This is a genomic window from Streptomyces pseudovenezuelae, assembly GCF_001513955.1.
GTDB classification, from domain to species: Bacteria; Actinomycetota; Actinomycetes; order Streptomycetales; family Streptomycetaceae; genus Streptomyces; species Streptomyces pseudovenezuelae.
Genome location: NZ_KQ948145.1, coordinates 406,812 through 433,110 on the forward strand (window position 1 = coordinate 406,812; position 26,299 = coordinate 433,110).

The following is a 26,299-nucleotide window of genomic DNA, read 5'->3' on the forward strand; positions in this document are numbered from 1 at the left end:
GCGCGGGGACCGGGACACCTCCTTTACGGCGTCGGCTCGTACCGCAGCAGTACGACGCCGTTGCCGAAGGTGCGCGACTCGACGAGCCGGAGGGAGGTCTGCGTGTCGCTCTGCGGGAAGAGGGGCCTGCCCCGGCCGACGAGGACGGGGTGGACGTAGATCCGCAGCTCGTCGACGAGGCCGTACCGCAGGAAGGCCTCCCCCAACTCGGCCCCGCCGAGGGCGAGATCACCGCCCGGCTGCTCCTTGAGCGCACGGACCTCTTCCGGTACGACCGCACGCACGAGGGTGGAGTTCCAGTCGACGTGCGTGAGGGTCCGGGAGTAGACGAACTTGGGGAGGTCCCGCCAGATCGGGGCGAACTCCCGGACGGACGCGGGGGCGTCGGGGTCGGCGTCGGCGGTGGGCCAATAGTCGGCCATGAGCTCGTAGACGACCCGGCCGTGGAGCAGGCCGCCCATGCTCCCGACCGTCTCGTTCAGGTGTCTGTGCAGCTCGTCGTCGACCCGGTGCCAGCTGATGTCGCGGTCGGGGCCCTCGATGTACCCGTCGAGGGACACGGACATCATCAGGACGATTTTCCGCATCGGACACCTGGCCTGGGCAGTGGAGAGAGGATCGACTCCCAAGGTAACGGGAGCGACAGGGACGGCGTGGGAACGCCATGGCGGGAGGTGGCTCCGGGATGGGGCGCTGGCTGGACGGGCGGGGCAGGCTGGTCGTGCACGGGGAGCGGGACGGGTTCACCGTGCCACTGGAGCTGGCGACCTCCTACCGGGCCCGGACGAAGGGACTCCTGGGCCGGGACTCCGTCGACGGGGCCCTGCTCCTCTCCCCCGCGGGCAGCGTGCACACCTTCCGCATGCGCTTCCCCATCGACGTCGCCTACCTCGACCGCCACCTCCGCGTCATCGCCGTCCGCACGATGCAGCCGGGCCGCCTGGGCTTGCCGCGACTGCGGTCACGGCATGTGCTGGAGGCGGAGGCGGGGGTGATGGAGGGGTGGGGGGTGGGGGTGGGGGTGCGGGTGGAGATCGTGGTGGAGTGACGAGGCGGGGCTCGTGGAGTTGCCCTTGCCGACGGTGCGGGCGATGCGCGTGCCGCCTTGAATCTTGCGTGTGTGTTGTGATGTTCGTTCTGTCTGTGGTCGCCAGAAGAGTTGGCAGGTGAGCTGGTCTCGAACGCCGTCCACCACAGGAAGGGACCCGCCGCCCTCAGGATGCGGTGGTCGGCGGGCGTACTGCGCATCGGAGCAGGAGGCGCCGTCCCCCGAACGGTTCGGAGAGGCAGAGCAAAGGAGAGGCGTAGCTCGCCTCTCCCGGTAATCGCGGACGGTCAACTCACCGCGAACCGTGGGCCCTGAAGGTTCGGTCAGCAGCCGTTGGCCTTGGCCACCACCGGAACGAGCTTTCGCACCAACTGCGTGAGCGTCTTGTCCGCCTTGGAGAGATCCTTGGGGTAGAACGCCAGGATCTCCACAGAGAAACTGGTTCTGGGCAGACCGTCCGCATCGGGTGAATACCCGGGGCACGCTGCCACCGCCACAGCACCACGGGAGTACAAGGCGATGTTGCCGGAGGCGTCGACGGTGATCTTCTTGTCTCTGCCCCCGTAGTCGGTGGCCCTCTTCTCGGCGATCTGGCGGGCAGTTGGTCTGTCCTCGTGGAAGAAGCTGCTGACGAGGAGTGTCTTGGCGTTGTCGACCGCATAGTCGCACCCCGAGGCGTACTTGCCGTTGTCGAGGGCGTCGCCGGTGTGCGTCAGCTTGTTCCCTGGCGGGAAGAAGGGCTCGACAGCCTTCTTTCCGACGTGTGCTCCGCACAAGGTGTCAGGCAAGGCGTACGCGACTTCGGGCTTCTCCTCACCAGAACAGGCCGTAAGGAGGAGCGCGGTGGCAGAAAGTACTGCGCAGCCCATACGGCGGCTGGAATAACGGTCAGCCATGGTACTGGTCCCCCCACTCGGCGCCGGTGGCGTGGCTCTGGTCAACCTCTCGGCCCACAGCGTCCTGCAAGTCCTCGCTCCCTCCGGAACGGGCGATGTCAGCGCGGACCGCCTCCCGCAGCGCCGACTCGCCGCCGGTGTAACTTCTGCCCGCCTCGCTTTGGGCCTCGCCGGTAGTGTCCTGGTACAGCCTCTTGGCCACGTTCTCCTGGATATCCTCGATCGCCCAGCCGGCGACGTCGCCGACGACGGGGACCTTGATGGCACCTGTGGCCAGGCCCAGGCCGCGACCGACCCACTTGTTGGCGGTGTCGACACCTTCGTTGTACTCGGCGTCCCCGTGCGCGTGGGTGTCATGAACGGAGTGAGCACGGGCAGCGCTCATGATGCCCGCGACCTCCGCCCCCGGGTGGGCGGCGGAGGAGACGCGCTGCGTGAGTGAGACGTCGCTGTCATCCGGTCCCTTGATCTCCGCGTCGATGACTGCCGACGTGTAGGCCTGCTGAGAACCAGTGAGCGCGGCATAGGCGTCAGGATCCTGGCTGACCTGATAGAGGAATTCCTTGGTCACCTCGGGGTCCAGATCAGCACCCGTACCTTGAACCGGCAGACCGTTCTGGCCGCTGATCGAGCGTTGGATGTCGCCCATGTACTCGGCGCCGATGTTGCCAAGGCTGTCGCTCGCGGCTGCGTAGGGGGCAGTCCCCTCGTCGCTGTTGAGGAGTCCGCCGGCATCCGGGCCACTGAACTTGTTGATCACTTGGGAAGCGAGAGCAGCCTGCTCGGGACTATGTGCGAGCGGGCCCGTGGAAGGGTCGGCACCGGCGGGACGGCCCGTGGTGGCCGCTTCGAGGGCGTGGCCCAGGGAGTCGGGGAAGTCGTTCATGGACTTCTTCACGGCGTCGGGGTCGTGTCCGGTGATGTCGGGGAACGAGTCGTAGTCCTTGTTGACGAGATAGTCCAGGTAGTTGCTCGAACCGTCGACGTCCAGGGTCTGCTGAGGCCTGCCCTTCGGGGAGCCGTCCTCTGCGTACTCCTGCATGGGTGGCGAAAAGTAGTCCGTGGCCGCCTGTGGGCTGTGCCCCAGCGCTTCGAGGACGCTGTTCATGGGGTCGAAGCCGGCGCCGTTCTTGCCGGAGGGGTTGAAGCCGTAGTCCGGGTCGCCGATGTCGTACTTCGTGTTGGCGAAGAAGAACGGATCCTTGGCGTGGAGTTGGGTGACGTGCTCCGCGATCGGGGTGAGGAAGGAAGAGTCATAGTCGCCGTAGCGCAGGATGCCGCCGAGGAGCTGGTAGCCGTAGGGCCCCTCGCGCATGCTGTCCGGGTACAGCGGGATGTGCTGGGTGCCGAGTTTGCGCAGCTCGGCGGTCCACTGCTCGTCCAGGTGCGGCTTGTTGGCCGGGCTGGTGGCGGTGGCCAGGTTGTTTCCCATGGTGCGCTGAAGCTGCTGGAGCAACTCCTTGCGTCCGTCACTCGCGTCGGCGGTCTGCAGGGCAAGCTGGCCGTAGAGCTGGAGGGTGCCCTTCTGACCGAGCTGCTTGTAGAAGGCGGTGGAGAACTCCGCGTCACCCTGATTGGACTTGAGCAGGTGGTTGAGCTCGGTGAGCTCCTTGTCGGTGAGCTTGTCGCCCTTCTTCATCAGCTCGGCCGCGTGGGTGGCGTCGGCCGAGTCCAGGGACGTGACGACCTTGGAGTTGAAGTTGTCCGTGTAGCCGCCGAGGTCGCGGCGCAGGGCCCAGCACGCGGTCTCGTCGGCGTCGGCGGCCTGTTGGAGGACGGCTTCGATACGGCGGGCGAAGGCGTCGCAGGCCTGTTGCTGTTCGTGGATCAGGGCCTGGCCGTCGGGGTCCCGGCGGCCGATGGGGTCCTGGGAAGCGTCGTTGCGTGGGGTGACGACACCGGTCGCGCTCACGTGCAAGTCCTGCTTCTTGGCCTCGACTTCGGCCAGGGTGTGGAGATCGCTCTTCGCCTTCGTCAATTCCCCGTGGAGCGAGGCGAGGACACCGGCGATGCCCTCCGCCTCCTTCTGGGCGTCCGCGAACTCCTGCTGGGCGTCCCGTACATCGCTGTCGGCCTTGGCCGCCGTGAGGACCGGCTGGTGCCAGCCCGCCTGCTTGAAAGGCGCCGCGACCTCGTCGCCGTATGCCGTGTGCAGATCCTTGAACTTGGTGGCCGTCTGCTGCCAGCGGTCGGCGGCCGCTTTGAGGTTGCTGAGGTTGAGGTGGTACAGCTGCTCATACGTCGGCATGGCTGTGGTGGGTCCCCGTGGTGTGGTGATTGCGCGGTGGGCGATGGCGGGTTCGGGCCGGATCAGCCGAACGGCGACGGCTCACCCGACAGGGAGCGCATCGTCTGCGTGTTCGTCGTCTCGGTGCTCTGGTAGAGCAGGCCCGAGCCGCCGCACTGGCGGGAGAGGCTGTCGCACTTGGACGCGAGCGCCGAGACCTGGCTCGACCAGGTCTCGGCCAGGGCGCTGAGTGCTCCGCCGAGGCCGCCGTCCCAGTTGCCACTGCCGAAGTCCTTGGACGCCGAGCGGGTCTCGTCCACCGGGTGGGTGCCAGTGGTCCGCGTCCGTCCCGCCATCTCCTGCGCGCCGGTGCCCGCACGGTTCAGGGCTGCCGGATTCTCGATGTCCGTTCCGCTCGACACGCCGCGTCCCCCATGTTCAATTCCGCCCCTTGTCGGCCGGAACTTTCGATCGCGAATTATCAGTGGTGAGAAAGCGCAAAGTACCATCGCGGCGCACTGCCTCCCCTGGGCGTCGCCTGGTTTTCGCCACTGGCGGCACCAGGTGGGAGAGGTCCCCGCCGGTGTGCGGCAAACCGTGCAGGACGTCCGTCACACAGGCGGGGTGCGAGGGACCCGGATGACCCGCGTTCGGGAAGTTGTGGACCGAGAAGCGGTTGTGCGGTCCGGTGACCTGGTAGGGGCGGTCGGTCAGTTCTCCCCCCGTGGGAACGACACCTCCACCCGGCGGTTCTTCTTGCGGCCCGCTTCTGTGGCGTTGGAGGCGATGGGGTAGTCCTCGGAGTAGCCGCGGACCTCGTAGGTGATGCCCGAGTCCTTCAACTCCTCGTCCAGGACGTCCTGTACGGCGTTGGCGCGCTGGCGGGAGAGGGTGCGGCCGTGGGCGTAGCTGCCCAGGTTGTCGGTGAAGCCGAAGACGCGGATCCGGGTGGCGTGCTGGTTCTTGATCTCCGCCGCGATCGCGGAGATACGTGCCCTCGCCTCGCCGTTCAGCTTCGCGCTGTCCTTGCCGAACAGGACCTCTGCCTGGAGGGCGAACTTCACGTCCGCGTTGGTGTCCTCGCGGCGTTCGTCCCCGCTCTGGTCCTCCACGACCTGCTTGATGTCCAGCACCTTCGGTTCGGCGAGGGTGGCGCCTTCCGGGAGCTTCAGGTCCGGGTCGTTGGGGTCCACCTCGACGGGTGCGGTGGCGGAGGGCTCGGTGCCCGGGGGGACGCTGGGGCCGTCGTCGGCCATGGCCGGGGTGAGGGTCAGGGCCGCCATGAGCGAGGCGACCGTGATGGCCAGGGCCAGGCGCGGTGGGGTTCGGGTGGCGGTCATGGTCGGCGTCATCCGGAGATCTGGATGGGGGCGGAGGCGAAGGTGGGGAGTTGGAAGGTGACTTCGGTGGTTTTCGTCGGGGGGGCGGGGAACTGGACGAAAACGGCCAGGGATTCACCAGGTTGCAGGGACGAGAAGCCTGTCGTCGTCAGCGGTCGGCCGTCCGTGTCGCGCAGCACGTAGTAGCGCTTCTTCGAGGCGGCGTCCACGAGGGTCGCGCCTCCGAGTGACATACCGTGCCGGAGGATCTCCGTCTCGTCTCCGCGTACCGCCGGCGGAATGGTGATGCGCTTGGCGCCGTCGTTCTTCAGGTTGCCGTTCACCGTGACGAAGCCACCGGCGTCCCGAGTGGCCGAGGTGATCTGGAGCAGCAGCCCGCTCGATCCCTTCAGTTCCGCGATCGGCTCGTCGGACTCGCCGTCCTGAGTACTCGGGCCGGACCCGCCCGTGCGGGAGGCCGATGCCGACGCCTCCGGCTTCTTGTCGTCGTCCCCTCCACCACCGCAACCGGCCACACCGACGGCCAGTCCGGCCACGATCGTCAACGCGACCACCCCCTTGCGGGCCTTCGCCGTGAACCGAATGCTCATCACTCCGCTTCCTTCGTCACTCGTCGTTCGCTTGTGCCAGGTGGACGTCGAAGAGGTCCTCCGGTCCGGGCAGATCCGTGAGGTCGTCCGGGTCCAGATTCCACTCGACACCGTCCTTGCAGGTGAGCTTCGGCAGCGCGTCCGCGTCTTCGCCAGGCAGTTTGAAGTCGCAGACCGCTTCGATGACCGCCGTGGCTCTCTCGGTCGACTGTTTGCCCTCGACTCCGGGGACAATGGAATCACCGACGGTCTTGTTCGTCCTGACTTCGACCGTGTAGCCCGAAGGCAATCCCGTCCGCGATTGGCAGGTCAGCAGGGTGGCGTCGTTCTGTGCGGCCAGTTCGTCCGCCCGTGCGCAACCGTCGAACTCCACCCCCACACCGTCGAAGATGGCCTGCCACTTGGTGGGATCGAGGACGTTCTCCACCCACTTGTCGGTGAGCTTGTCCCGCGTGTCCAGGGCCGCTGCCAGGGCCGCCGCGTCGGCCGCCGTCTGGGCGCCGTTCCGATTCGCCGCTGCCTGACCGACTGCCAGGAAAGCGAACGCGAGAAAGAGCAGGCCCGCCACCACCGTGATGTAGATGGGGAAAGCCTGCCCTGCGTCGCTGTGTCTGCGGTCCCCGGTCAGCCGCTGATGACTTCGTTGACCTTGTCCACGATCGCGGTGTAGATCGTGTTGCCGATGTCCGTCCCCGTGATCGCCAGCACGATCGCCACCACCACCGCGATGATGCCCAGGTACTCGACCGCGGTCTGGCCCTTGTCGTCGTTGAACCGGTTGCTCATCGTGAGACCCTTCGGTGTCGCCGCCATCGGCCACCGGAGCGTAGCCCCGCCGGTTCCGGTCGGCGCAGGGTCCCTGGGCCCAAATGCGGGCCCAACCTCGCATCGGCACGGCTCATCCCACCCCTCGGCCCGAACTCGGCGCCGTGCCCAGCCATTTCGCGGCGGCCTCGGAGCGGCTCGTGCTGTGGAGCTTGGCGAAGATGCGGTTGATGTGGTTCTTGACCGTCTTCTCGCTGATGAAGCAGGCGGCGGCGATCTGCTGGTTGGTCATGCCGGATGCGATGAGGTCCATGATCTCCGCCTCCCTCGCGCTGAGTTGGAAACGCGACCTGTCCGATGACGACTGTCCCATAGATGGTTGCAGTTGCGAAAGCCCTTTGAGGGGAAATCTCCTTGAGGTGGGCGGGACATGAGAGTTTACGTGTGCATTCGCATCGCGTAGGTGGGTGAGCAGCGCGCCCGCCGCCGTGGGCGTGAGGTGGGTGCGGCCCTGCACGGTGTCCCGTACGGCCGAGGCGAGTTGGTCCGCCGTGAACTCGCCGTGGACGAGGTAGCCGTCGGCTCCCCTGCGCAGCGCCTCCTGGACGGTCTCCGGCTCCCCGCTGTAGGTCAGCATCAGCACCGGGGCGATCGGCACCAGGTACGGGAGCGCCGAGATCCCGTCGACGCCCGGCATCCGGACGTCCAGCAGGATCACGTCCGGGCGGTGCCGGCTCGCGGCCTCGTAGGCCTCCCGGCCGTCCGCGGCCTCCGCCACGACCGTGATGTCGGCGCGGCCCGAGAGGAGGGCGGTGAGGCCCGCTCGGACCACCGGGTTGTCGTCGGCGACGACGATCCGGACGGGGGTGGCCGGGGCGGTCGGGAACAGCGCGATCGGTGGGGTGGGGTGCTGGGGGCCGTCCGGCATGTCGCGGCCTCCTCTCGTGGTGGGGTGGGGGGTCGGTGGTCCGGCTGTCATCGGTCCGGCCGCGGGGGTGACAAGGGCAGTTCCAGGAGTACTTCCGTGCCCCTCGCCTCCGCGCCCTCGCCGACGCGGAGACGGGCCCCCACCGACTCGGCGCGTTCCACCATGCCGACCAGGCCGAAGTGGCCGGAGCGGCGGAGGTCGTCGAGGCTCGTGTCCGGCGGGAGGCCGCGGCCGTCGTCCCGGACGCTGATGCTGAGCAGTTCACGCTCGGGGTCGACGTCCACCGTGACGTCGATGCGCGTGGCCTCGGCGTGCCGGTGGGCGTTCTCCATCGCCTCCTCGGTGATGGTGAGGAGCTGGCGGGCCACCGGGTGCGGGACGGCGAGTGCGCGGTGCGGGGGGCCGGGCGGCCGGAAGGTCGTGGGGAGCGTGGTGCGGGCGTTGAAGTTCGTGGTGCGGGTGGCCAGTTCGGCGAGTACGTCGGTGCTGGGGGCCGGGTCCCGGCGCAGGTCGGTGAGGAGTTCGCGGGACTCGGTCGCCGCTCTGCGGGCCGCCCGGGCCACGAGTTCGGCCTGCTGCCTGAGCAGGGCCGGGTCCGGGGCGGGGGCTGCCGCCGACGTCGCCAGGCCCTCCGCCGCCAGGGCCACGCCGTGGAGCGTCTTCGCCACCGAGTCGTGCATCTCCCGGGCGAGACGGGCGCGTTCCTCGCTGATCGCCTCCGTCACGGCCAGGCGGGCCTTCATCGCGGTCAGGGCCTGGGTCGCGGTGCCGAAGCGGAGCAGGAGATTGCGCAGGGTGGAACCGACCGCTCCGGTGATCACGCAGAAGCCGGGGAGGAGAAGGAAGTCCGCGGGGGTGGTGTTCGGGTGCGGCAGGGCCGTCTGGGCCAGCAGGAGGATCAGGGACTGGAGGGAGGCGAAGACCGCGGCGCCTCGCCAGCTGTACGCGATGCCGGCCAGGAGCGGGGTGCAGACGCTGACGTAGGCGAGCGTGGTGTCGGGGCCCGCGGAGATCAGGAGCAGGCTGGCGAAGAGGGTGTCCGCGGCGAGGAGGGTGGGGTGACGCAGGAGGAGGGGACCGAAGCGTTCCCAGTCCCTGAAGAGGGCGTAGGAGGTGATGAAGGTGATGACCACCGCGGCGCCGACCAGGCGGGTGCCGAGGCCGGGGTTGGCGTTGAGGAGGGCGGCGGGGGCGGCCAGGGCGATCATCGCCAGGCGGAAGCCGAAGACCTGGCGGCACATGGCCTGGAGGGCGTTGACCTGGATGTCCAGTGCGGGTACGTCGGAGGGCATCTGCCCCGGAGAGGCATGAGCGCCCGGCTCGGGTACCGGTCCCGGAGCGGCATGAGCGCCGGGTTCGGGTACCTGCCCCGGTCCCGATTCCAGCCCCGGTCCCGATTCCAGCCCCGGTCCCGATTCCAGCCCTGGTCCCGGTTCGGGTACCTGCCCCGATCCCGGTTCCGGTGCACCGCGTCCGCCCGTGCCCCCGCCCCGCACCGCCGCCGCAACCCCCGCCGTCACCCGTGACTGCCTGCGCGCCTCCGTCATCGACATCGCCCGGTCCCCTACTTCCCCGTGATCGTGCCGAAGTCGGTGCCCGAGCCGAGCAGCAGTCCCGCGGCGAGCAGGAGCATCGTGGCCGGGACCATGAAGGTGGTGATCATCATGGTGGCCTTGGGGACCGCGCGGGCGGCCTTGCGGCGGGCGTTCTGGGCGTCCGTGCGGCGCATGTCCTTGGCCAGGGAGACCAGGGTGTCCACGATGGGGGCGCCCAGTTCCTCGCCCTGCTGGAGTGCCGTCACGAACATCGCCACCTGTTCGGAGTCGTTGCGGCGGCGCAGCTCCGCGAAGGCCTGGCGGCGGCTCATGCCGAGGTCCATCTGGCGGAGCGTGATGCGCAGTTCGTCCGCCCAGGGGCCCTCGTACTTGGAGGCCACCCGGTCCAGTGCCTGGCGGAAGCCCAGGCCCGCGCTCACCACCACCGCGAGCACGTCCAGGAAGTCGGGCAGGGTGCGCTCGATGACGTCCTTCCTGACCCGGATCGCCGACCAGATGCCGACCTCCGTCCAGAACGCCCCGAAGGCCAGCAGGAGCAGGGCCACCAGGATCTGGCCGCGGAGGAGGAAGACCAGGAAGCCCACGGTGCCGAGGGCGCCGTAGACCGCCCTGCGGGCCGCGTAGCGGTTGATGGTCAGGCCGCCGGGGTTGCCCGCGAGGTCGATCCTGCGGCGGTACTTGGCGACCTGCTTGGGGCCCATCAGGCGCAGGACGGCGGGGGCGTAGCGCATGCCCATGCGGTCGATCAGGGAGTCGACCGCGCCGGTGCGGGTCGAGCCGACCTCCAGTGCCAGCACCAGGTCGTTCGGCAGTTTCGCCTCCGCCCGGTACATGCGGATGCCGGCGAAGACGCCCCACACGCTCACGGCCATCAACAGGGCCAGTCCGATACCGATCACAGCCGCCCCCTCCTCAGACGTCGATCCGTGACATGCGGCGGATCAGCACGAAGCCCACCGCGTAGAGGGCGAACGCGATGATCACCGCGCCCTGGCCGAGCGGTGAGCCCGTCATCCGCGCCAGCGCGCCGTCCTTCACGCCGTTCATCAGGAACAGCGAGCCGATGCCCAGGACCGGGACCGCGTACGACGTCATGCTCACCTGGGAGAGCTGGGTGCGGACCTCGCGCCGGGTCTCCTTGCGCTCCTCGAGCGTCTCGGTCAGGTTGCGCAGGGCACTGACCACTTGGCCGCCGGCGCGGTTGGACAGGACCAGGGTCGTCACCAGGACCACCAGTTCCCGGGACGGCAGCCGCTTCGCCATCTCGTCGAGCGCGTCCTCCATCGCCACGCCCACCGCCAACTGGTTCGCCACGTTGGCCAGTTCCTCGCCGGCCGGTGCCTCCAGCTCCTCCGCCGCCATGCCGATCGCGGTGCGCAGGGCGAGGCCGGCGTGGGTGGCGTTGGCCAGGATGCGGGCCAGTTCGGGGAGTTGGTTGATGAACTTCTCGATGCGTTTCTGGCGCTGCCAGTTGAGGAACTGCACCGCCGCCCAGACGCCCGCGAGGCCTGCCAGCGGGCCGAAGAAGGGTGCCAGGGTGGCCTGGCCGATCAGCCACAGGCCTCCGACGAGCCCGATCATCGCGGCGAAGAACTCGCCCGGCGTCACGTCGAGGCCCGTCGCCGCCAGCCGCAGTTCCAGCTCCCGGCCGAGCCGGGTGCGGCGCAGCCTGCGGTCCAGGTCGCGGAAGTGCCGGCGGCGGCCGGTGTACGGCACCTGGCTCGCGGCCGTCAGCCGGTCGACCAGTGCCGCCCGCTGCGCCCGCCCCCTGGCGTAGATGTGGACGCCCACGACGGCGAGGGCGCAGGTGAGCAGGGTGGCGCCGATGGTCAGGGCGACTAGGGTCTGGAGGTCCATGGGAGGGGGTCCTACCTGGCTTCTCGGAGGGCCAACTGGGCCGCGGACTGGGCCACCCCGAAGGCCTGGGGCGTGGGCTGGCTCGCCATGTAGAGGCGGTCGACGGTACGGCGCGGGAGCGGGAAGTACGTGAACCGGCCGTAGATCCGGCCGTCGGCGGCCATGGGCTGGGCGTCGAAGCGGGCCACCGTCGCCAGCCGGTACGGCTCGCTGCCGTTGCTGTCGAGCAGGGCGATCTCGGTGATCCGGCGGGCGCCGTCGGCGAACCGGGTGAGCTGGATGATCACGTCGATGGCGCTGTTGATCTGGTCGTGCAGCGCCTCGAAGGGGATCTCCACCTCCGACATCGAGGCCAGGGTCTTCAGCCGCATCAGCGCGTCCTCGGCGCTGTTGGCGTGGACCGTGGCGAGGGAGCCGTCGTGGCCCGTCGACATCGCCTGGAGCATGTCGAGGGACTCGCCGCCGCGGACCTCGCCGACCACGATCCGGTCGGGGCGCATGCGCAGCGAGTTGCGGACCAGGTCGCGGATGGTGACCCGGCCCTGGCCCTCCACGTTCGGCGGCCGCGCCTCAAGCCGGACCACGTGCCGTTGCTGGAGCTGGAGTTCGGCCGAGTCCTCGATGGTGATGATCCGGTCGCCCTCCGGGATGAGCCCGGACAGCGCGTTGAGCAGGGTCGTCTTCCCGGTGCCCGTGGCGCCCGACACGATGATGTTGAAGCGGGCCTGCACCAGGCCCGCCAGCAGGTACAGCATGTTCTCGTCGAGCGAGTCGAAGCCGACCAGTTCCTGGAGCGTGTAGGAGCGCGGGAAGCGGCGGATCGTGAGGATCGCGCCGGTCAGGGAGAGCGGCGGGATGATGACGTTCACGCGTTCCCCGGACGGCAGGCGCGCGTCGACCATCGGGTTGGTCTCGTCGACCCGCCGGTTGACCGTGGAGACTATTCGCTCGATGGTCTGCATCAGCTGGTCGTGGGAGGGGAAGCGCAGCGGCAACTGCTCGACGCGGCCCCCGCGTTCGACGAAGATCGAGTCCGGTCCGTTGACCATGATCTCGGTGATGGAGGCGTCTTCCAGCAGCGGTTCCAGGATGCCGAGGCCGAGTGCCTCGTCGACCACCCGCCGGATCAGCTGCGAGCGTTCGACGGTCGACAGGACCGGTCCCTCGCGGCTGATGATGTGCCCGAGCACCCGCTCCAGCCGGGCCCGGCGCTCGGCGGCCGCGAGCGAGCTCATCTCCGCGAGGTCGATCTCCTCCAGGAGCTTGGCCCGGTAGGAGGAGACCAGGTGGCCGTCCTCGCCCCGGTTGCCGTTCTCCTCGGGGGTGTTGATGCGGGACCGCAGACTCATGGGGGTACCTCGTTCAGTGGTCGAGCGGCATGGTGGCGGTCTTGACCGCGGGGTCGAAGCTCCAGCCGGGGACGATCGACGGGATCTGGACGGTGGCGGTGACGGTGACCGAGTCGCCGCCCCCGCCCTCGGCGCAGTCGACGGACAGCCAGTCGCTGATCGCGTTGACACAGCCGTCCTGCGCGCTCAGGTCGAGCGAGGCGGCCCGCGCCCCGGCCCTGGCCGCCGTGCCGGCCTGCTGGGCGGTGTAGGCGATGAGCCCGATCTGGACGCCGGCCATGGCGACGAGGAGCAGGATCGGGATGAACCCCAGGTATTCGAGGGCGACCTGACCGCGGTCGCGGTCGCGGCGGGCGCGGCTCTCTCCGGAGTACGGCATCTCAGTCCCTGTCCTCCTCCACCGCGCCGGCGTGGCCCTCCACGTCGAAGGGGAAACCGATCGAGCCCGGGAACAGGACGGGGACCTGGAGAGTGACGGTGGCCCTGACGTAGCCGCCCCCGGTCACGCAGCTCACCGTGCCGCTCCACGCGCCGGGCAGCTTGTCCGTACCCGCCTCCTGGCATGCCGCCTGCCGCTCGCCGGCCGGAACCGCCGTCCCCGCCCGCGCCGCCTCGTCCGCAGCATTCCCCGCGAGCGTGAAGGTGTACCCCAGCAGCACGAACTGCCACAGCAGCACCAGCGTGATCAGGATCAGGGGGGTCATCCCGAGGAACTCGACGGTGACCTGGCCGGCGTCCTCGCGGGGCCGCCGAGAAGCCGTCCGGCCGGTCGGCCCGGCGGCGCCGCGGGACACGGCACCCGTGCCCGCGGGGAGCGCGCCCGCGGTGCTCATGTCCCCGGGCAGCCGTCCCCCCGCACCCGGCCCTCCGGAGAGCACGCCCCCGGCCGCGGTGTCGTCGGCCGCCGAAACCCCGCCTCGTGGCTGTCCGCACCGGCGCCCTGCCGACCCGGCCGGGAAGCGCCCCTCGCGCCGACGGCCCAGGTCGTCCGTGAAGCGTCCCCTGCGCCGACGTGCCCTGCCCGTCGGCCGGGCCCACACGGTCGCGGCCCTCACCTCCCGAGCTCCTTGCGTCGCCGGAAGGCCAGCGCGCCGCGCTCCCGGCCGCCGTTGCGATGGGAGTTCGCCTCCGTGCCCTTGACCAGGCCCAGTTCACCGGCGAGCGTCCACAGGGCCTGCTTGACCGTGCCCTTGGCGTCGAGTTCGTGGACCCGGCCCGCGTCCACCGCGCCCTGGAGCTCCTTGAAGTTCGCCGGGATCACGGTCGCCGCGACGCCGGTGCCGGTGATCTTCTGGATGAGCGTGGGCTGGATCTCCGTACCGCGGCTGTGCCGGTTGACGACGACGGTGGTCTCCTCGGCCTTGCGGACCTGGAGGCGGTCCCACATGCGCACGGCACGCTTGGCGCCGCGTACGGCGACCACGTCCGGCGTGGTGACCAGCAGGGCCGTGTCGGCCATCTCCACGACCGCCGCGCCGGCCCCGCTGAGCTGCGCCCCGCAGTCGACGACCACGACCTCGTAGCGGGAGCGCAGAGCGCTCACGATCTGGCGGGCGGCGCGCTCGGTGACCTCCTCGCCGCGTTCGCCCTCGCCGGGGGCGAGCAGCAGCGCGAGGCCGGTGTCGTGGGCGAAGACGGCGTCGGCGAGGACGCGCGGGGAGATGTCGGTGATGCTGGCGAGGTCGACGACCGAGCGGCGGAACTGGACGTCGAGGTAGGAGGCGATGTCGCCGGTCTGGAGGTCCATGTCGAGCAGGGCGGTGGGACGGCCGGAGGCCTGGGCGGCGAGGGCCAGCTGGACGGCGGTCGTGGTGGCGCCGACGCCGCCCTTCGCCCCGCTGACCGTGACGACGGTGCCGCCGACTCCGGTGAACACGTCGGTGGCGGCGCCCAGGTGCCGTCGTACGCCCGTGGACCACTGGGCGACCGCGTGCACCCGGGTGGCGAGTTCCTCGTAGCCGAGCGGGAGGGCAATGAGGCCGCGGGCGCCGTAGTCCATGGCGGCCTGGAAGAGGCCGGGGCCGACGTCGGAGGTGACGAGGATGACCCCGACGGCCGGGAAGCGCAGGGCGACCTCGCGGATCAGCTCCAGGGCCGGTACGGGTCCGATGCGCTCGTGGACGACCACGACCTCGGGCAGCTCGTCGATCGACTCGGAGGCCAGGCGCGCGAGGGTGTCGATGAGCTGGGTGGAGTCGGTGACCGGGGCGACGGGCTCGGCGTCCGGGAGCTGGCTGAGCAGCGTGGTGAGGGAGCGGACCGCGTCCGCGTCGCCGACTGCCGGGAGGATCCTCGTGGGCATGGCGGCCTCTCACTTGTCCTTCGCGAGTTCGTACGTGCGCTCCTGCTCGGGCACGGTCCCGGTCTCGCCCGGCGCGACCAGGGCGAGCCGGACCCGCTTGGCGAACGACTCGGCGTACGTGATGCGCTGGGCGTCGAGGGCGGAGAGGGCGAAGGTGATGGGGCGGGCCTCGGTGGCGGCGCGGGTGCGCTCGTCGGCGTCGGGCTGGAGCGAGGTGAGGTCGCCGACGTCCAGGACACGCGCGTTCGTCACGATGATCTTGGAAAGGTCGGGATCACCCTCCTTCTGCCCCTCGAAGGTGGCGTACACATTGACCGAGGAGCCCGCCGTGATCTTGCCCGCGACGCCGGTCGCCGCGTCGATCATGATGGCGATCTCCTGCTGCCCGGGCTGCAGGGCGGGCTGGTCGACGATCATGTCGCTCTGGAGCAGCGAGCCCTTCTTCAGGGTCGTCACGGCGATCTTGTCGCGGACGGCGGCGAGGTCGGTGACCGCGTTGGCCGACAGCCAGCGCTTGGGCATCTCGGTCTTCTCGAACTGCGCCGCGGTGAGCCGGGTGTAGGGCTCGATGTCCTTCTTGACCTCGTACGCCGTGACCTCGGGGCCGACCTTGGACTTCACGTCGTCGATGACGGAGAGCACGCCGGCGAAGGCCGCGAGGGCGCCCAGGACCGACAGGAGCAGGAGTATCACGCCGCGGCGCTGACGGGAGTTCATGAACCGTACAACCTCGTTGGGGGGCTCGGTCGAGCGGAATCGGGGACGGGGGCGATCCGGTACGGCTCACCCGGCGGGCAGTTGGTGCTGATGCTGCGGGTGCTGCTGTTGCTGCGGGACGGGCGTCACGGGCGCGGTGGCCGAGCAGAAGACGCAGCGGTCACCGATGACGTCGATACCGCACCAGTGACAGATGTTCTGCCGTACCGAGGTGACCAGTTGGTAAAGGACGGACAGGTCGGGCAGGAAGGTGCAGAACTCGATCAGCTTGCCGGTGCCCCACCACTCGGCGGACTCGGCGGGCAGCGGCGCCTCCCGCAGCCCCTGGATCCGCCAGGACCTGGCCAGGGCACCGGAGACCCAGTCGGACTGGAGCTGCCCGCGCGCGACGAGCATCGAGGTGGCGAACTCCGGGCCGGCGAGCGTGGCGTCCGGGGCGATCCTGACGAGCTGCGGCTGGGGATGGGCGAGCACGGCGAACTGGCTGCCCGGCACCCATGACTTGGCGTGCGACTTGAGCCCGACGGGGATCCGGTCGAGCCTGGCCACCGAGCCGAGGAGCGCGCCCGCGTGGAGGTAGTGGGTGAGCAGCCGGCCCGCCGAGGCGAGCACGCCGGGGCTGAGGTCGCAGGAGGCGAGCTGTCGCAACTGGCGGGCGAGGACCGCGAGTCCCAGGGGCGGCAGCTCGGGCTGGAACAGGGCGATCCGGTCGCTCTCCAGCAGGGACCGCACGGTACGCAGCCGCTGGTCCACCGCCGGGGGCACGGCACGGGAGTACACGACGACCACATGGCCGTGCTGGTCGATCAGCGCCTGGAGGGCGGCGAGCGAGTGGTCGAGCGGCTGCCGGTCGAGGCCGTCGAGCACGACGGCGGGCAGGGTCCGCTCGTCCTGTGCCGGCAGCGCCATGTCGGCACCGGTCACTGCGATGGCAGTTGGCACGCGCAGCTCCCCGTATCCCATGCCCGAGGGTCCGGCGGATCACTCCGTCGCACCCGGTCGACTTCACTGCGTGACTACCTGAGCACTGTAACCACGGCTCTGTGACCGGAGAACAGCGATTCTGTGACTTCCTGGCCGGGCCGACGGATCAAAAGCGGGCGATTCCTGCCCAGATGGGGCGCACTTGCCACGTGCGCGGGCCGGAGAAAGGCCAGTTGTGCATTCATCCCCGCCGCCCTCCTTGACAGCGGGATTGGTCTGGACCAACTTTCTTGTCATGCCCATACTCAGCAGAAAACCGGCGCGGTTCCGGACCGCGGCCCTCATCGCGGCCCTCGCCCTGGGCGGCGCCCTCGGTGTCGCGGGACCGGCCTCCGCCGCGGACGTCAACAACGCGAAGAACGCCGGCTTCGAGTCCGGCCTGACCAACTGGACCTGCTCGGCGAGCAGCGGTACGACCGTCTCGTCGCCCGTGCACGGCGGCTCGGCCACGCTGAAGGCGACGCCCGCCGGGCAGGACAACGCCAAGTGCGTCCAGACGGTGGCCGTGAAGCCGGGCGCGACGTACACGCTGAGCGCGTGGGTGCAGGGCGGTTACGCCTACCTGGGCGCGACCGGCACCGGCACCACGGACGTGTCGGCCTGGACCCCGGACTCCGCCTCCTGGAAGCAGTTGACGACCACCTTCACCACTGGGGCCTCGACGACCTCGGTGACGGTGTACACGCACGGCTGGTACGGACAGGCCGCGTACTTCGCCGACGACGTGTCGGTGTACGGCCCCGACGGGGGCGGCGGGGGCGATCCCGCTCCCACGGTCCCGGCGACGCCGGCCGGCCTGGCGGTCTCCGGCACGTCCTCCTCGTCCGTCTCCCTGACCTGGAACACGGTGTCGGGCGCGACGGGCTACAACGTCTACCGCAACGGCACGAAGGTCACGGCGGTCACCGGGACGTCGGCGACCGTGACGGGGCTGACCGCCTCGACGTCGTACAGCTTCCAGGTCACGGCGGTGAACTCGGCGGGTGAGTCCGCGAAGTCGGGCACGGTGACGGGGACGACGAGCGCGTCGACGGGCACCGGGGGCGGCGCGGTGCCGAAGCACGCGGTCACCGGGTACTGGCAGAACTTCAACAACGGGGCGACGGTCCAGAAGCTGTCGGCCGTGCAGTCGCAGTACGACATCATCGCGGTGGCGTTCGCGGACGCGACGACGACTCCGGGCGCGGTCACCTTCACCCTGGACTCGGCCGGGCTCGGCGGGTACACGGTCGACCAGTTCAAGGCCGACATCAAGGCCAAGCAGGCGGCCGGGAAGAAGGTCGTCGTCTCCGTGGGCGGCCAGAACGGCACGGTCTCGGTGAGCGACCCGACGTCCGCGGCGAACTTCGCGAACTCGGTCTACACGCTGATGCAGACGTACGGCTTCGACGGCGTCGACATCGATCTGGAGAACGGGCTCAACGCCACCTACATGTCCCAGGCGTTGCGATCGCTCGCGGCAAAGGCGGGGTCGGGCCTGGTGCTGACGATGGCACCGCAGACGATCGACATGCAGTCGACGTCCAACGCGTACTTCCAGACCGCGCTGAACGTGAAGGACATCCTCACGGTCGTCAACATGCAGTACTACAACAGCGGTTCGATGCTGGGCTGCGACGGCAAGGTCTACTCGCAGGGCTCGGTGGACTTCCTGACCGCGCTGGCCTGCATCCAGCTGGAGGGCGGACTGGCCCCGTCCCAGGTGGGGTTGGGCCTGCCGGCGTCCACGAGCGGGGCGGGCAGCGGCTATGTCTCGCCCTCGGTGGTGAACAACGCGCTGGACTGCCTCACCAAGGGCACGGGCTGCGGCTCCTTCAAGCCGTCGAGGACCTACCCCGACCTGCGCGGAGCCATGACCTGGTCGACGAACTGGGACGCGGCAGCCGGGAACACGTGGTCCAGTGCCGTGGGACCGCACGTGCACGGGCTGCCGTAGTCACGGGTCAGGGCGCGGCCGGGTTGTCACCCCTGGATGACCGGCATGACCTCCCGGCCCGCCTCCCCGACCACCGGCCTCAGCTCGTGCCCTCCCGTGCCCCGCAGTGTCACGAGGCCGGAGTGCACGGGGTCGATCGCGCGGTCCGGCCGGCCGTAGCGCACGATGCCCGTCACGGTCAGGTCGATCGGCGCCCGGGTGTCGCGGACCAGCGAGAAGCGGGCGCCGAGACGGACGGGGCCGCGGAGGCAGCGCACGACCACGGTCACCTCCGTGGCCCCGGCGCCGCGCACCTCGTGGATCTGCAGTTCGGCGTCCACGCTCACACCAGCGGCCGGTAGTAGGCCAGTACCGGTGCCAGCCGGGCGAACCACTGGCCCAGCGCGTCCCGGCCCTTCGCGTCCACCACGCACTCGTAGAAGCGGCCGTCGAGGTGGATGACGGCCACCATCAGGGTCTTGCCGTTGGGGCCGGCCTTGTAGTGGACGCTGCGCACCTCGTGCCAGGCGAACTCGGCGGTCTGGCCGTGGGACTCGAAGGCGACGCCCGCGGAGTCGACGACGACGGAGTTGTGACGGTCGACGGCCATGAACTCCGGGCCCTCGGCGGGCGGGGGCGGGGCCGGGTAGCCGTATCCGTAGTGCGCGGGCGGCGGACCGAAGCCGGGCGGCGGCGCCGTCGGTGGCGCCATGGGCGCGGGAGGGGGCGGCGGCTGGTCGCCGTAGGGCGGGCCGGGCGGCGGGGTGGTCATCGGCATCCGTCCCCTCGCGTCGCGGACTGCTTCGAAGTCATGTGAAACATTCTCCCCGCCCCACCACGTCAGTGAAGTGAGGACCTCTTCACAGCCGGGCGCACAGCATCAGGGGGACATACATGAGACAGGCCCGCGCGGACGAGTACGCCGAGTTCGCCGCTGCCCGGGCCGGTCATCTGTACCGGTCGGCGTGTCTGCTGACCGCGGGTGACACCCATCTCGCGGAGGACCTGGTGCAGGAGGCGCTCGGGCGGATCTACGTCCGCTGGAGCCGGATCTCCGGCATCGGCAACCCCGCGGCGTACGCGCAGACCGTCCTGGTCCGGGTGTTCCTGACCCATCAGCGCCGGCGCAGCAGCAAGGAGCGCGCGACCGACGTCCTTCCGGATGTGGCCGTCGCCGGTGTCGACACGCCCCTGCGGCTGACGCTGCTCGACGCCCTCGCACGGCTGCCCGCCAAGGACCGGGCCGTGGTGGTCCTGCGCTACTGGGAGGACCGCTCCATAGAGGAGACCGCCGGTGTCCTGAACGCCAGCGCGGCTGCCGTCCGCACCCGCTGCACCCGGGCCCTCAAGCAGCTGCGCGGGCTCCTGGGCGAGGACATCGGCGCCTACGCCCGGCCCTGACCGTCCCCCGACTTCCCTTTCGACCGACCGACCCGGAACGGTGGCTGCCCCATGCTCGCAGACCAGGACAAGGACCCCTTCGAGGAGCGGCTCGCCGCCGCCCTGCACGAGACGGGCGGCGGGTTCGACACCGACCGCACGGCCCTCGCCGCGCGCGGCGCGGTGCGGGGCCGGCGCAAGCGGTTCGTACGGCGGGCCGCCGTCGCCGGGGGCACCGCGAGCGTCGTGCTCGCCTGCGTGGGCGGGGCGCTGGTCCTGCGGCCGGGCGGTACGGCGACCGAGGCCGTGCCGTCGTCCCCGACGGCCTCCGCCGAGCCGAAGCCGAGCGCCACGGCCCCGCCCGCGACCGCGAAGCAGATGATCGGGACCCTCAAGAAGCTGTTGCCCAAGGGCGACTTCAGCGAGGAGCGCGGGCGGGGCACCGAGCCGACCGACGACCTGAAGGTGCCCGCGCCCTACGCCGGGCTCGTCTTCGACGACGGTCACGGCGCGGCGGCCGTCGAGGTCAGCGTGGGCCGGGTGCAGCCGGGCAGCACGGAGGCCCGGCAGGCGACCCAGTGCCCCGACCGGGTGTACACCCCGTACGACGCCTGCAGGACGAGTCGGCTCGCCGACAGCTCCGTGGTCACCGTGCTCCAGAGGTACGAGTACCCCGACCGCCGGGTGGACACCAAGCTGTGGACCGCCGAGCTGGTGACCCCGACGGGGCAGCACATCAGCGTCAGCGAGTGGAACGCGGCCGCCGAGAAGGACAAGCCGGTCACCCGGACCGATCCCCCGCTGGACCCGGCGCAGTTGACGCGGCTGGCGGCGGCGAAGGAGTGGCGCACCGTGGCCGACGCGCTCCCCGAGCCCCTGCCCGAGCCGGAGCTCCCGGGCTCCGCCCTGCACGCCCGCACCGACCTGCTGGCCCTGCTGCCGAAGGGGCTGAAGGTGACCGACAAGAGCAGCGACGACGGTGACTTCGCCTACGCCGTGGTCGATGACGGCAAGGGCAGGAGCCTGGTCCAGGTCAATGTGCAGCCCGACATGCTGGACGCGGCCGGCGACCTCTTCGGCTCGGGCTCCGAGACCCTGCCCGACGGCACCCGGGTCGCCGTGAAGCAGGGCCCCGGGGACCGGGGCCACCAGGTCATGTGGACCGTCGACACCATGCGCGCCGACGGCAGGCGCGTGGTGATCAGCGCCTTCAACGCCGGCACCCAGAACGAGCCCGCCACCCGTGAGGCCCCGGCGCTGACCATCGCCCAGATGCGGACGATGGCGCTCGACGCCCGGTGGTGGAGCGGCAGTTAGAAGAACTCCGACCACGGCTGGTCCCAGATCTGCTTGACGCACAGGACCAGGAACAGCAGGCCCGCGATGGCCAGCATGGCGTTGCTCAGGGGGCCGTTGCGCCACTGGCTGGGGGTGCGGGAGGTGTTCAGCAGCCACATCAGGGTGCCGGCCAGGAAGGGCAGGAAGGCCGCGCCGAGGACGCCGTAGATGATGACCAGGCGGAAGGGCTGGCCCTGGAAGAGCAGGACCATCGGGGGGAAGGTCAGCCAGAGCAGATAGACGCGGAAGGGCCAGGAGCGCTCGCGCGAGCCGGAGGCGACCTCCTGGCCGGAGCCCGCCGCACCCCCGCGGTCGCGGTAGCGCGCCACGAAGTCCGCGAACATCAGGCTCACGCCGTGCCAGACGCCGATCAGCGAGGTGAAGGACGTGGCGAAGAAGCCGATGAGGAAGAACTTGGCGGTCGCCGAGCCGTACTCGTCCTCCAGGATGTCGCTCAGCTGGACGAGCCCCTTGTCGCCGCTCGCGATCGCCACGTTTGCGCTGTGCAGCAGTTCCGCGCCGACGAAGAGCATGGCGACGACGAAGATGCCGGTGGTGATGTAGGCGACCCGGTTGTCCAGGCGCATCACCTTCATCCAGCCGGTGTTCGTCCACCCCTTGGCGTTGACCCAGTAGCCGTAGGCCGCGAGCGTGATGGTGCCGCCGACGCCGCCGATCAGGCCGAGGGTGTTGAGGACGGAGTCCTTCTCGTCGGGCAGGACGGGCAGCAGGCCCGCGAAGGCGTCCGGCAGGTTCGGGGTGACCCTGATCGCCAGGTACACCGTCACCACGAACATGACGCCCACCAGGACCGTCATGACCTTCTCGAAGACCGCGTACTTGTTGAACCAGACGAAGACGAGGCCGACAAGGCCGCAGGCGATGGCCCACCATTCGAGGTCCATCACGTCCGGGAACAGGGCCTGGAGCGGGAGCGCGCTGGACGACATCGCCGCCGCGCCGTACACGAATCCCCAGATGACCACGTAGACGGCGAAGAACCAGGTGGTCCAGCGGCCCAGGCTCGCCCAGCCGTCGAACAGGGTGCTGCCGGTGGACAGATGCCAGCGGCCCGCCGCCTCCGCGAGGGAGATCTTGACCAGACAGCCGATCACCGCGGCCCACAGCAGGGTGTAGCCGAAGTTGCTGCCCGCGATGAGCGTGGCGACCAGGTCTCCGGCGCCGACGCCGGTCGCGGCGACGACGATCCCCGGGCCGATGTAGCGCCAACTGGACTTGCGGGGTACGGAGTTCGCCTCACCGGTCACTTTGTTGTCCGTGGTGTCCGCCATGAAGGTCAAGAAACCCTAAAGATCGTGGTCCGGCAAGAGGGCGTGCGGTGAAGGAAGTCAGCAGGTGCCCAGTTCGAACCAGACCGTCTTGCCGCTCCCGTCGCAGGTCCCGTCCTGGTGCCAGCCCCAGCGCAGTGCGAGCGCCTCCACCAGGAACATCCCGCGGCCGCGCTCCGCGAACCCGGCGTCCAGGACCTGCGGGGTGAGGTGGCCGGAGTCGGCCACCTCGCAGCGCAGCACGCCGGGCGCGGCGGACAGGGTGAGCGTGAAGCGGCTCGCCGAGTGGAGCAGGGCGTTGGTGGCCAGTTCACTCACGAGGAGTTCGGCGGTGTCCACCAGGTCGCCCCGCCCGGCGAGCCCCCACCCCCGCAACTGCCTGCGCACCTCGGCCCGGGCCTCGCGCACGGCGGAGGGGCAGGGGTCGTACTCGACGCTCAAGTGACCTGCCTCCAGTCGGTGCCGGCGAGGGGCGACACATCGGGGACGGGGGCCGAGGCCCCTGCGCGGTTCCATACCTGCTCCACCCGTCCGGTCACGCGTACCGCAGTCGTACGGTCGCCCCGTCCCGGTCGTCGCGCACGTCGACGTACGCGCACACCTGGCGGGCGTACCAGAGGCCCTGTCCGGGCTCCAGGTCGGTGGCGTCCGGCGGGACGAACCCCGCCAGCGGATCACCCACCCGGCGCTGCGAGCGCAGTTCGCAGACGCAGTGCGTGTCCCGTCCCCACAGCAGCGCGGTACCGGACCGCTGCCCCACGGCCTGCGCCGCCTCGGCCACGGCCGTCGCGAACAGCTCCGCGTCGGCGGCCGCGAGACCGCGGGCCCGCGCTCTGCGTCCCACGGCGTCGGCGGACAGGTCGGTGAGGAGCTCCGCGTCCGGCGGGGGCGGCGCGAGGGGTACGGCGTCCAGCTCGGCGGCGAGGCGTACGGGGTCCTCGTACACGCCGGTGCCGGGGTGGGCCCTGCGGACCGCGTCGATGATCGCGGGCCCCGCGGTGCGGAGGTCGTAGGCGCACAGGGCGGTGGCGGCGAGCGGCGCGAACAGGAGGTTGGCGAGGGCCTCGTAGCGGATCCACTCCGTGGTCTCGCGGGGGGAGCTGCCGGCCCTGCCGTTCCAGACGGGCTCCATGAGGAGGTGGATACGGCCGCCGGGTCCGGCGTGCGCGGCGAGGTAACCGGCGCCCTGCGCGACCGCGTTCGCGGCGGAGCCGGTGTACCACTCGGTGTGGTCGATGAGGGTGACGCGCTCGGCGTCCGTGCCGAGGGTGTCCCGCAGCAGGGCGAGGTTGCGCGGGGAGGCGATGGCCACGGGCCGGGGTTCCTCGGGGACGTCGAGCGCTTCGGCGAGGAAGGGAACGGCGGCGGTGAGGAATGCGCCGTCGGTGCCGTAGCTGGCCATGCGGTGGTCGAAGGCGGCGGTCATGGCAGGTCCTTCGGTGAGTGGATGTCCGGGCGGCCGCGCGCGGGCAGTTCGCGGCCTGTCCACCGCGCCGGGCGACGAAACCGGTCGTCTCGACCGGCGGGTGCCCCATGATCAGCCAGTCCTCCGGGGGTGGTCGGAGACCCCACTGTGGTCCCGGCCCTTACATATATGCACGTGCCGCTCACACCAGCGGGTGCACTTCCCCGGGGACCACGCCGGGCCACCTGGATCCGCGTACACTGCGCCGGCCTCGCGCCCTCAACCACGCACAGCCGACGCACAGTTCACGCCATCCGCGCCTCTGTTCGCCCTTGACCTGCTCATGCCATACGCGCACGATGAGCGGCACACCCGCACCGGCAGCACGTCGCTGAACAACCCCCGCTCCACTCCCCCACTTCCGGAGATCCCGGAAACCCCGGAGAACACAGGAGACTTCATGCGACTTCGCATACGCGGTTCCGGCGCCCGCGGCGGCACCCGCTACGCCGCCCTCGCCGCCGTTCTGGCCCTCGCCCTCGCGGCCCCGCTCTCCGCCAACGCCGACAGCGCCCCGAAGGCGGCACCGGGCGCCGAGGACGTCCGCCAGTACGAGATCCACCAGCACTCGACACCCGTGACCCGTACGGCGATCCAGCGCACGGGCGTGACGGTGGACGAGGCCGACGAGGAGACCGTCGTGGTCTCCGGACGCGCCGACCAGATCAGAAAGCTGCGTCAACTCGGCTACGAGGTCACCGCGGTGGGGGCGGCTCCGAACCGTGCCGCGGCGGACGAGGCCCGGCTCTACGACTTCCCCTCGGCCGACTCGCGCTACCACAACTACGCCGAGATGAACGCCGAGATCGACCAGCGTCTCGCCGCCTACCCGAACATCATGAGCAAGCGGGTCATCGGCACGTCGTACCAGGGCCGGGACATCGTCGCCATCAAGATCAGCGACAACGTGGCGACCGACGAGGCCGAGCCCGAGGTGCTGTTCACCCATCACCAGCACGCCCGCGAGCACCTCACGGTGGAGATGGCCCTGTACCTGCTGCGCGAACTCGGCGCGGGCTACGGCAGCGACTCCCGGATCACCAACATGGTGAACAGCCGGGAGATCTGGATCATCCCCGACCTCAACCCGGACGGCGGCGAGTACGACATCGCCAGCGGCTCCTACCGCTCATGGCGCAAGAACCGGCAGCCCAACTCCGGCTCGTCGGCGGTCGGTACGGACCTCAACCGCAACTGGGCCTACCGCTGGGGCTGCTGCGGCGGTTCGTCCGGGTCGACGTCCTCCGAGACCTACCGGGGACCGTCCGCCGAGTCGGCGCCCGAGGTCAAGGTGGTCGCCAACTTCGTGCGCAGCCGGGTCGTCGGCGGCGTCCAGCAGATCAAGACGAACATCGACTTCCACACGTACAGCGAACTGGTGCTGTGGCCCTACGGGTACACGTACTCCGACACGGCGACCGGCATGACGGCGGACGACAACGCCGTGTTCAAGGCGGTCGGGCAGAAGATGGCCGCGAGCAACGGGTACACGCCGGAGCAGGCGAGCGACCTGTACATCACCGACGGGTCGATCGACGACTATCTCTGGGGGACGCACAAGATCTTCTCGTACACCTTCGAGATGTACCCCTCCTCCAGCTCCGGAGGCGGCTTCTACCCGCCTGACGAGGTCATCGAGCGGGAGACCTCGCGCAACCGGGACGCGGTGCTGCAACTGCTGGAGAACTCGGACTGCATGTACCGGTCCATCGGGAAGCAGGCGCAGTACTGCTAGGAGTTGCGGCCGGCTCGCCTAGTCGGACTCCGCCGGCTCCGCTTCTTCGGCCTGCGGGGCCTCGTCCTCGAAGTACTCGTCCATGACCGCGTCGAGCTGTTCGTCCCACTCGGCGAAGCTCGCCCTCGACGTGGCCTCGATCTCGATCGGGTACCAGCGGCGGTCGGGCGTGTGCACCGTGACGGTGAACCGCTTGCCGAAGCGCGGGGACTCCGTCTCGACGGCGCCGATCTCGTCCCAGCGGAACTCGCAGGCCTGGTCGTCGAGGGAGAGACGTACGCCCCGGTGATCGGCGACGATCCTCGCGCGCCGGTCGGCGGCCTCGAAGACGGGACCGTCGGGGGTTTCCTCCCCGGCGGTCTCCTCGGCCTTCCCGGCAGTTCCCTCGGCCTCCCCGGCCTTCCCGGCGGCCTCCGCCGTGTCCGTGGGCTCGTCGGTGCCGGTGGCCCCGACGGCGTCCGCCGGTTCGGCGTCCGCCGTCTCGCCGGACACGGGTGAGGTGAGCCCGGGGACGAAAGCCGGGTCGAATCCGGCACCTTCCAGGGGCTGGCTGCTCGAACCTATGCGCTGCTCCACAGCGGGCAGTATGGTCGACGATCCTGTGCCCGGCACAGTCGG

The 26,299-nt window shown here is 70.2% G+C and carries 29 protein-coding genes; 5 read left to right on the top strand and 24 right to left on the bottom strand.

What is annotated here, in order from left to right; translation table 11 throughout:
* Positions 1–23: 23 nt before the first annotated feature.
* Positions 24–587 carry a dihydrofolate reductase family protein gene (locus tag AQI94_RS09195; protein WP_031050587.1) on the bottom strand — a complete coding sequence of 188 codons (564 nt, stop codon included), beginning with the start codon at positions 585–587 and terminating at the stop codon, positions 24–26.
* A gap of 98 nt (positions 588–685) precedes the next feature.
* Here AQI94_RS09195 and AQI94_RS09200 point away from each other — a divergent pair, with 98 nt between their 5' ends.
* A complete protein-coding gene (locus AQI94_RS09200) occupies positions 686–1,048 on the top strand; it encodes a DUF192 domain-containing protein (RefSeq protein ID WP_062229678.1) in 363 nt (120 codons plus the stop codon).
* A gap of 323 nt (positions 1,049–1,371) precedes the next feature.
* Here AQI94_RS09200 and AQI94_RS09205 read toward each other — a convergent pair whose 3' ends face one another.
* From AQI94_RS09205 to AQI94_RS09285, 17 genes are all read right to left on the bottom strand, one after another.
* Positions 1,372–1,944, bottom strand: coding sequence for a hypothetical protein (locus AQI94_RS09205; protein ID WP_158806175.1), 573 nt, complete (start codon positions 1,942–1,944; stop codon positions 1,372–1,374).
* Positions 1,937–4,192: a DUF6571 family protein gene (locus AQI94_RS09210; RefSeq protein ID WP_037941550.1), complete on the bottom strand. Its 2,256-nt coding sequence runs from the start codon at positions 4,190–4,192 to the stop codon at positions 1,937–1,939. Before AQI94_RS09210 ends, AQI94_RS09205 begins: the two co-directional genes overlap by 8 nt.
* A gap of 62 nt (positions 4,193–4,254) precedes the next feature.
* A complete protein-coding gene (locus tag AQI94_RS09215) occupies positions 4,255–4,593 on the bottom strand; it encodes a hypothetical protein (RefSeq protein ID WP_031039384.1) in 339 nt (112 codons plus the stop codon).
* A 288-nt stretch (positions 4,594–4,881) separates the two neighbouring features.
* Positions 4,882–5,511, bottom strand: coding sequence for an OmpA family protein (locus AQI94_RS09220; RefSeq protein WP_031039380.1), 630 nt, complete (start codon positions 5,509–5,511; stop codon positions 4,882–4,884).
* 8 nt (positions 5,512–5,519) lie between these two features.
* The gene (locus AQI94_RS09225; protein WP_031039379.1) at positions 5,520–6,101 is read right to left on the bottom strand and encodes a hypothetical protein; all 582 of its coding nucleotides are present in this window, start codon (positions 6,099–6,101) and stop codon (positions 5,520–5,522) included.
* 16 nt (positions 6,102–6,117) lie between these two features.
* Positions 6,118–6,729, bottom strand: a complete 612-nt coding sequence (locus tag AQI94_RS09230) for a pilus assembly protein TadG-related protein (RefSeq protein WP_031039398.1) — start codon at positions 6,727–6,729, stop codon at positions 6,118–6,120.
* Positions 6,726–6,914, bottom strand: a complete 189-nt coding sequence (locus AQI94_RS09235) for a Flp family type IVb pilin (RefSeq protein ID WP_031039377.1) — start codon at positions 6,912–6,914, stop codon at positions 6,726–6,728. The genes AQI94_RS09230 and AQI94_RS09235 overlap by 4 nt, the downstream gene beginning before the upstream one ends.
* Before the next feature lie 85 nt (positions 6,915–6,999).
* Positions 7,000–7,794 carry a response regulator gene (locus AQI94_RS09240; RefSeq protein WP_031039375.1) on the bottom strand — a complete coding sequence of 265 codons (795 nt, stop codon included), beginning with the start codon at positions 7,792–7,794 and terminating at the stop codon, positions 7,000–7,002.
* A gap of 47 nt (positions 7,795–7,841) precedes the next feature.
* A complete protein-coding gene (locus AQI94_RS09245) occupies positions 7,842–9,086 on the bottom strand; it encodes a sensor histidine kinase (protein ID WP_051831936.1) in 1,245 nt (414 codons plus the stop codon).
* Between the two features lie 272 nt (positions 9,087–9,358).
* A complete protein-coding gene (locus AQI94_RS09250) occupies positions 9,359–10,246 on the bottom strand; it encodes a DUF5936 domain-containing protein (protein ID WP_031039355.1) in 888 nt (295 codons plus the stop codon).
* A 16-nt stretch (positions 10,247–10,262) separates the two neighbouring features.
* Positions 10,263–11,207 carry a type II secretion system F family protein gene (locus AQI94_RS09255; protein WP_031039352.1) on the bottom strand — a complete coding sequence of 315 codons (945 nt, stop codon included), beginning with the start codon at positions 11,205–11,207 and terminating at the stop codon, positions 10,263–10,265.
* Between the two features lie 11 nt (positions 11,208–11,218).
* Positions 11,219–12,556 (bottom strand): CpaF family protein, encoded by a 1,338-nt coding sequence (locus AQI94_RS09260; RefSeq protein ID WP_031039349.1) that lies wholly within the window; start codon positions 12,554–12,556, stop codon positions 11,219–11,221.
* Positions 12,557–12,569: 13 nt separating this feature from the next.
* Positions 12,570–12,935: a TadE/TadG family type IV pilus assembly protein gene (locus AQI94_RS09265; RefSeq protein ID WP_031039347.1), complete on the bottom strand. Its 366-nt coding sequence runs from the start codon at positions 12,933–12,935 to the stop codon at positions 12,570–12,572.
* A 1-nt stretch (position 12,936) separates the two neighbouring features.
* Positions 12,937–13,260: a pilus assembly protein gene (locus AQI94_RS09270; RefSeq protein WP_225890178.1), complete on the bottom strand. Its 324-nt coding sequence runs from the start codon at positions 13,258–13,260 to the stop codon at positions 12,937–12,939.
* Between the two features lie 347 nt (positions 13,261–13,607).
* The gene (locus AQI94_RS09275) at positions 13,608–14,858 is read right to left on the bottom strand and encodes an AAA family ATPase (protein ID WP_031039343.1); all 1,251 of its coding nucleotides are present in this window, start codon (positions 14,856–14,858) and stop codon (positions 13,608–13,610) included.
* Positions 14,859–14,867: 9 nt separating this feature from the next.
* Positions 14,868–15,575: a Flp pilus assembly protein CpaB gene (gene cpaB / locus AQI94_RS09280; RefSeq protein WP_031039341.1), complete on the bottom strand. Its 708-nt coding sequence runs from the start codon at positions 15,573–15,575 to the stop codon at positions 14,868–14,870.
* Between the two features lie 66 nt (positions 15,576–15,641).
* Positions 15,642–16,538 carry a hypothetical protein gene (locus AQI94_RS09285; RefSeq protein ID WP_078902627.1) on the bottom strand — a complete coding sequence of 299 codons (897 nt, stop codon included), beginning with the start codon at positions 16,536–16,538 and terminating at the stop codon, positions 15,642–15,644.
* Positions 16,539–16,794: 256 nt separating this feature from the next.
* On the opposite strand from AQI94_RS09285, the gene AQI94_RS09290 reads away from it, so the two are divergent.
* On the top strand, positions 16,795–18,495 hold the full coding sequence (locus AQI94_RS09290) for a chitinase (protein WP_031039335.1): 1,701 nt from the start codon (positions 16,795–16,797) through the stop codon (positions 18,493–18,495).
* A gap of 26 nt (positions 18,496–18,521) precedes the next feature.
* On the opposite strand, the gene AQI94_RS09295 is transcribed toward AQI94_RS09290, so the two are convergent.
* Both AQI94_RS09295 and AQI94_RS09300 read right to left on the bottom strand, forming a co-directional pair.
* Complete coding sequence (locus AQI94_RS09295; RefSeq protein WP_051831935.1) at positions 18,522–18,815, bottom strand: hypothetical protein; 294 nt, start codon at positions 18,813–18,815, stop codon at positions 18,522–18,524.
* A 2-nt stretch (positions 18,816–18,817) separates the two neighbouring features.
* Positions 18,818–19,246 (bottom strand): hypothetical protein, encoded by a 429-nt coding sequence (locus AQI94_RS09300; protein ID WP_031039329.1) that lies wholly within the window; start codon positions 19,244–19,246, stop codon positions 18,818–18,820.
* A 122-nt stretch (positions 19,247–19,368) separates the two neighbouring features.
* Here AQI94_RS09300 and AQI94_RS09305 point away from each other — a divergent pair, with 122 nt between their 5' ends.
* Positions 19,369–19,875 (top strand): SigE family RNA polymerase sigma factor, encoded by a 507-nt coding sequence (locus tag AQI94_RS09305; RefSeq protein ID WP_031039325.1) that lies wholly within the window; start codon positions 19,369–19,371, stop codon positions 19,873–19,875.
* A 51-nt stretch (positions 19,876–19,926) separates the two neighbouring features.
* On the top strand, positions 19,927–21,171 hold the full coding sequence (locus AQI94_RS09310) for a hypothetical protein (protein WP_031039314.1): 1,245 nt from the start codon (positions 19,927–19,929) through the stop codon (positions 21,169–21,171).
* On the opposite strand, the gene AQI94_RS09315 is transcribed toward AQI94_RS09310, so the two are convergent.
* The 3 genes from AQI94_RS09315 to AQI94_RS09325 form a co-directional block, all read right to left on the bottom strand.
* Positions 21,168–22,484: an Nramp family divalent metal transporter gene (locus AQI94_RS09315; RefSeq protein ID WP_031039312.1), complete on the bottom strand. Its 1,317-nt coding sequence runs from the start codon at positions 22,482–22,484 to the stop codon at positions 21,168–21,170. The two genes, AQI94_RS09310 and AQI94_RS09315, sit on opposite strands and share 4 nt — an antisense overlap.
* Before the next feature lie 57 nt (positions 22,485–22,541).
* Entirely contained in the window at positions 22,542–22,922 is a 381-nt protein-coding gene (locus AQI94_RS09320; protein WP_031039310.1) for an ATP-binding protein, read from the bottom strand.
* Between the two features lie 94 nt (positions 22,923–23,016).
* A complete protein-coding gene (locus AQI94_RS09325) occupies positions 23,017–23,907 on the bottom strand; it encodes an MEDS domain-containing protein (protein ID WP_031039308.1) in 891 nt (296 codons plus the stop codon).
* 439 nt (positions 23,908–24,346) lie between these two features.
* On the opposite strand from AQI94_RS09325, the gene AQI94_RS09330 reads away from it, so the two are divergent.
* A complete protein-coding gene (locus AQI94_RS09330; protein WP_031039306.1) occupies positions 24,347–25,681 on the top strand; it encodes a M14 family metallopeptidase in 1,335 nt (444 codons plus the stop codon).
* A gap of 18 nt (positions 25,682–25,699) precedes the next feature.
* Here AQI94_RS09330 and AQI94_RS09335 read toward each other — a convergent pair whose 3' ends face one another.
* A complete protein-coding gene (locus AQI94_RS09335) occupies positions 25,700–26,257 on the bottom strand; it encodes a hypothetical protein (RefSeq protein ID WP_031039304.1) in 558 nt (185 codons plus the stop codon).
* Between the last annotated feature and the right edge of the window lie 42 nt (positions 26,258–26,299).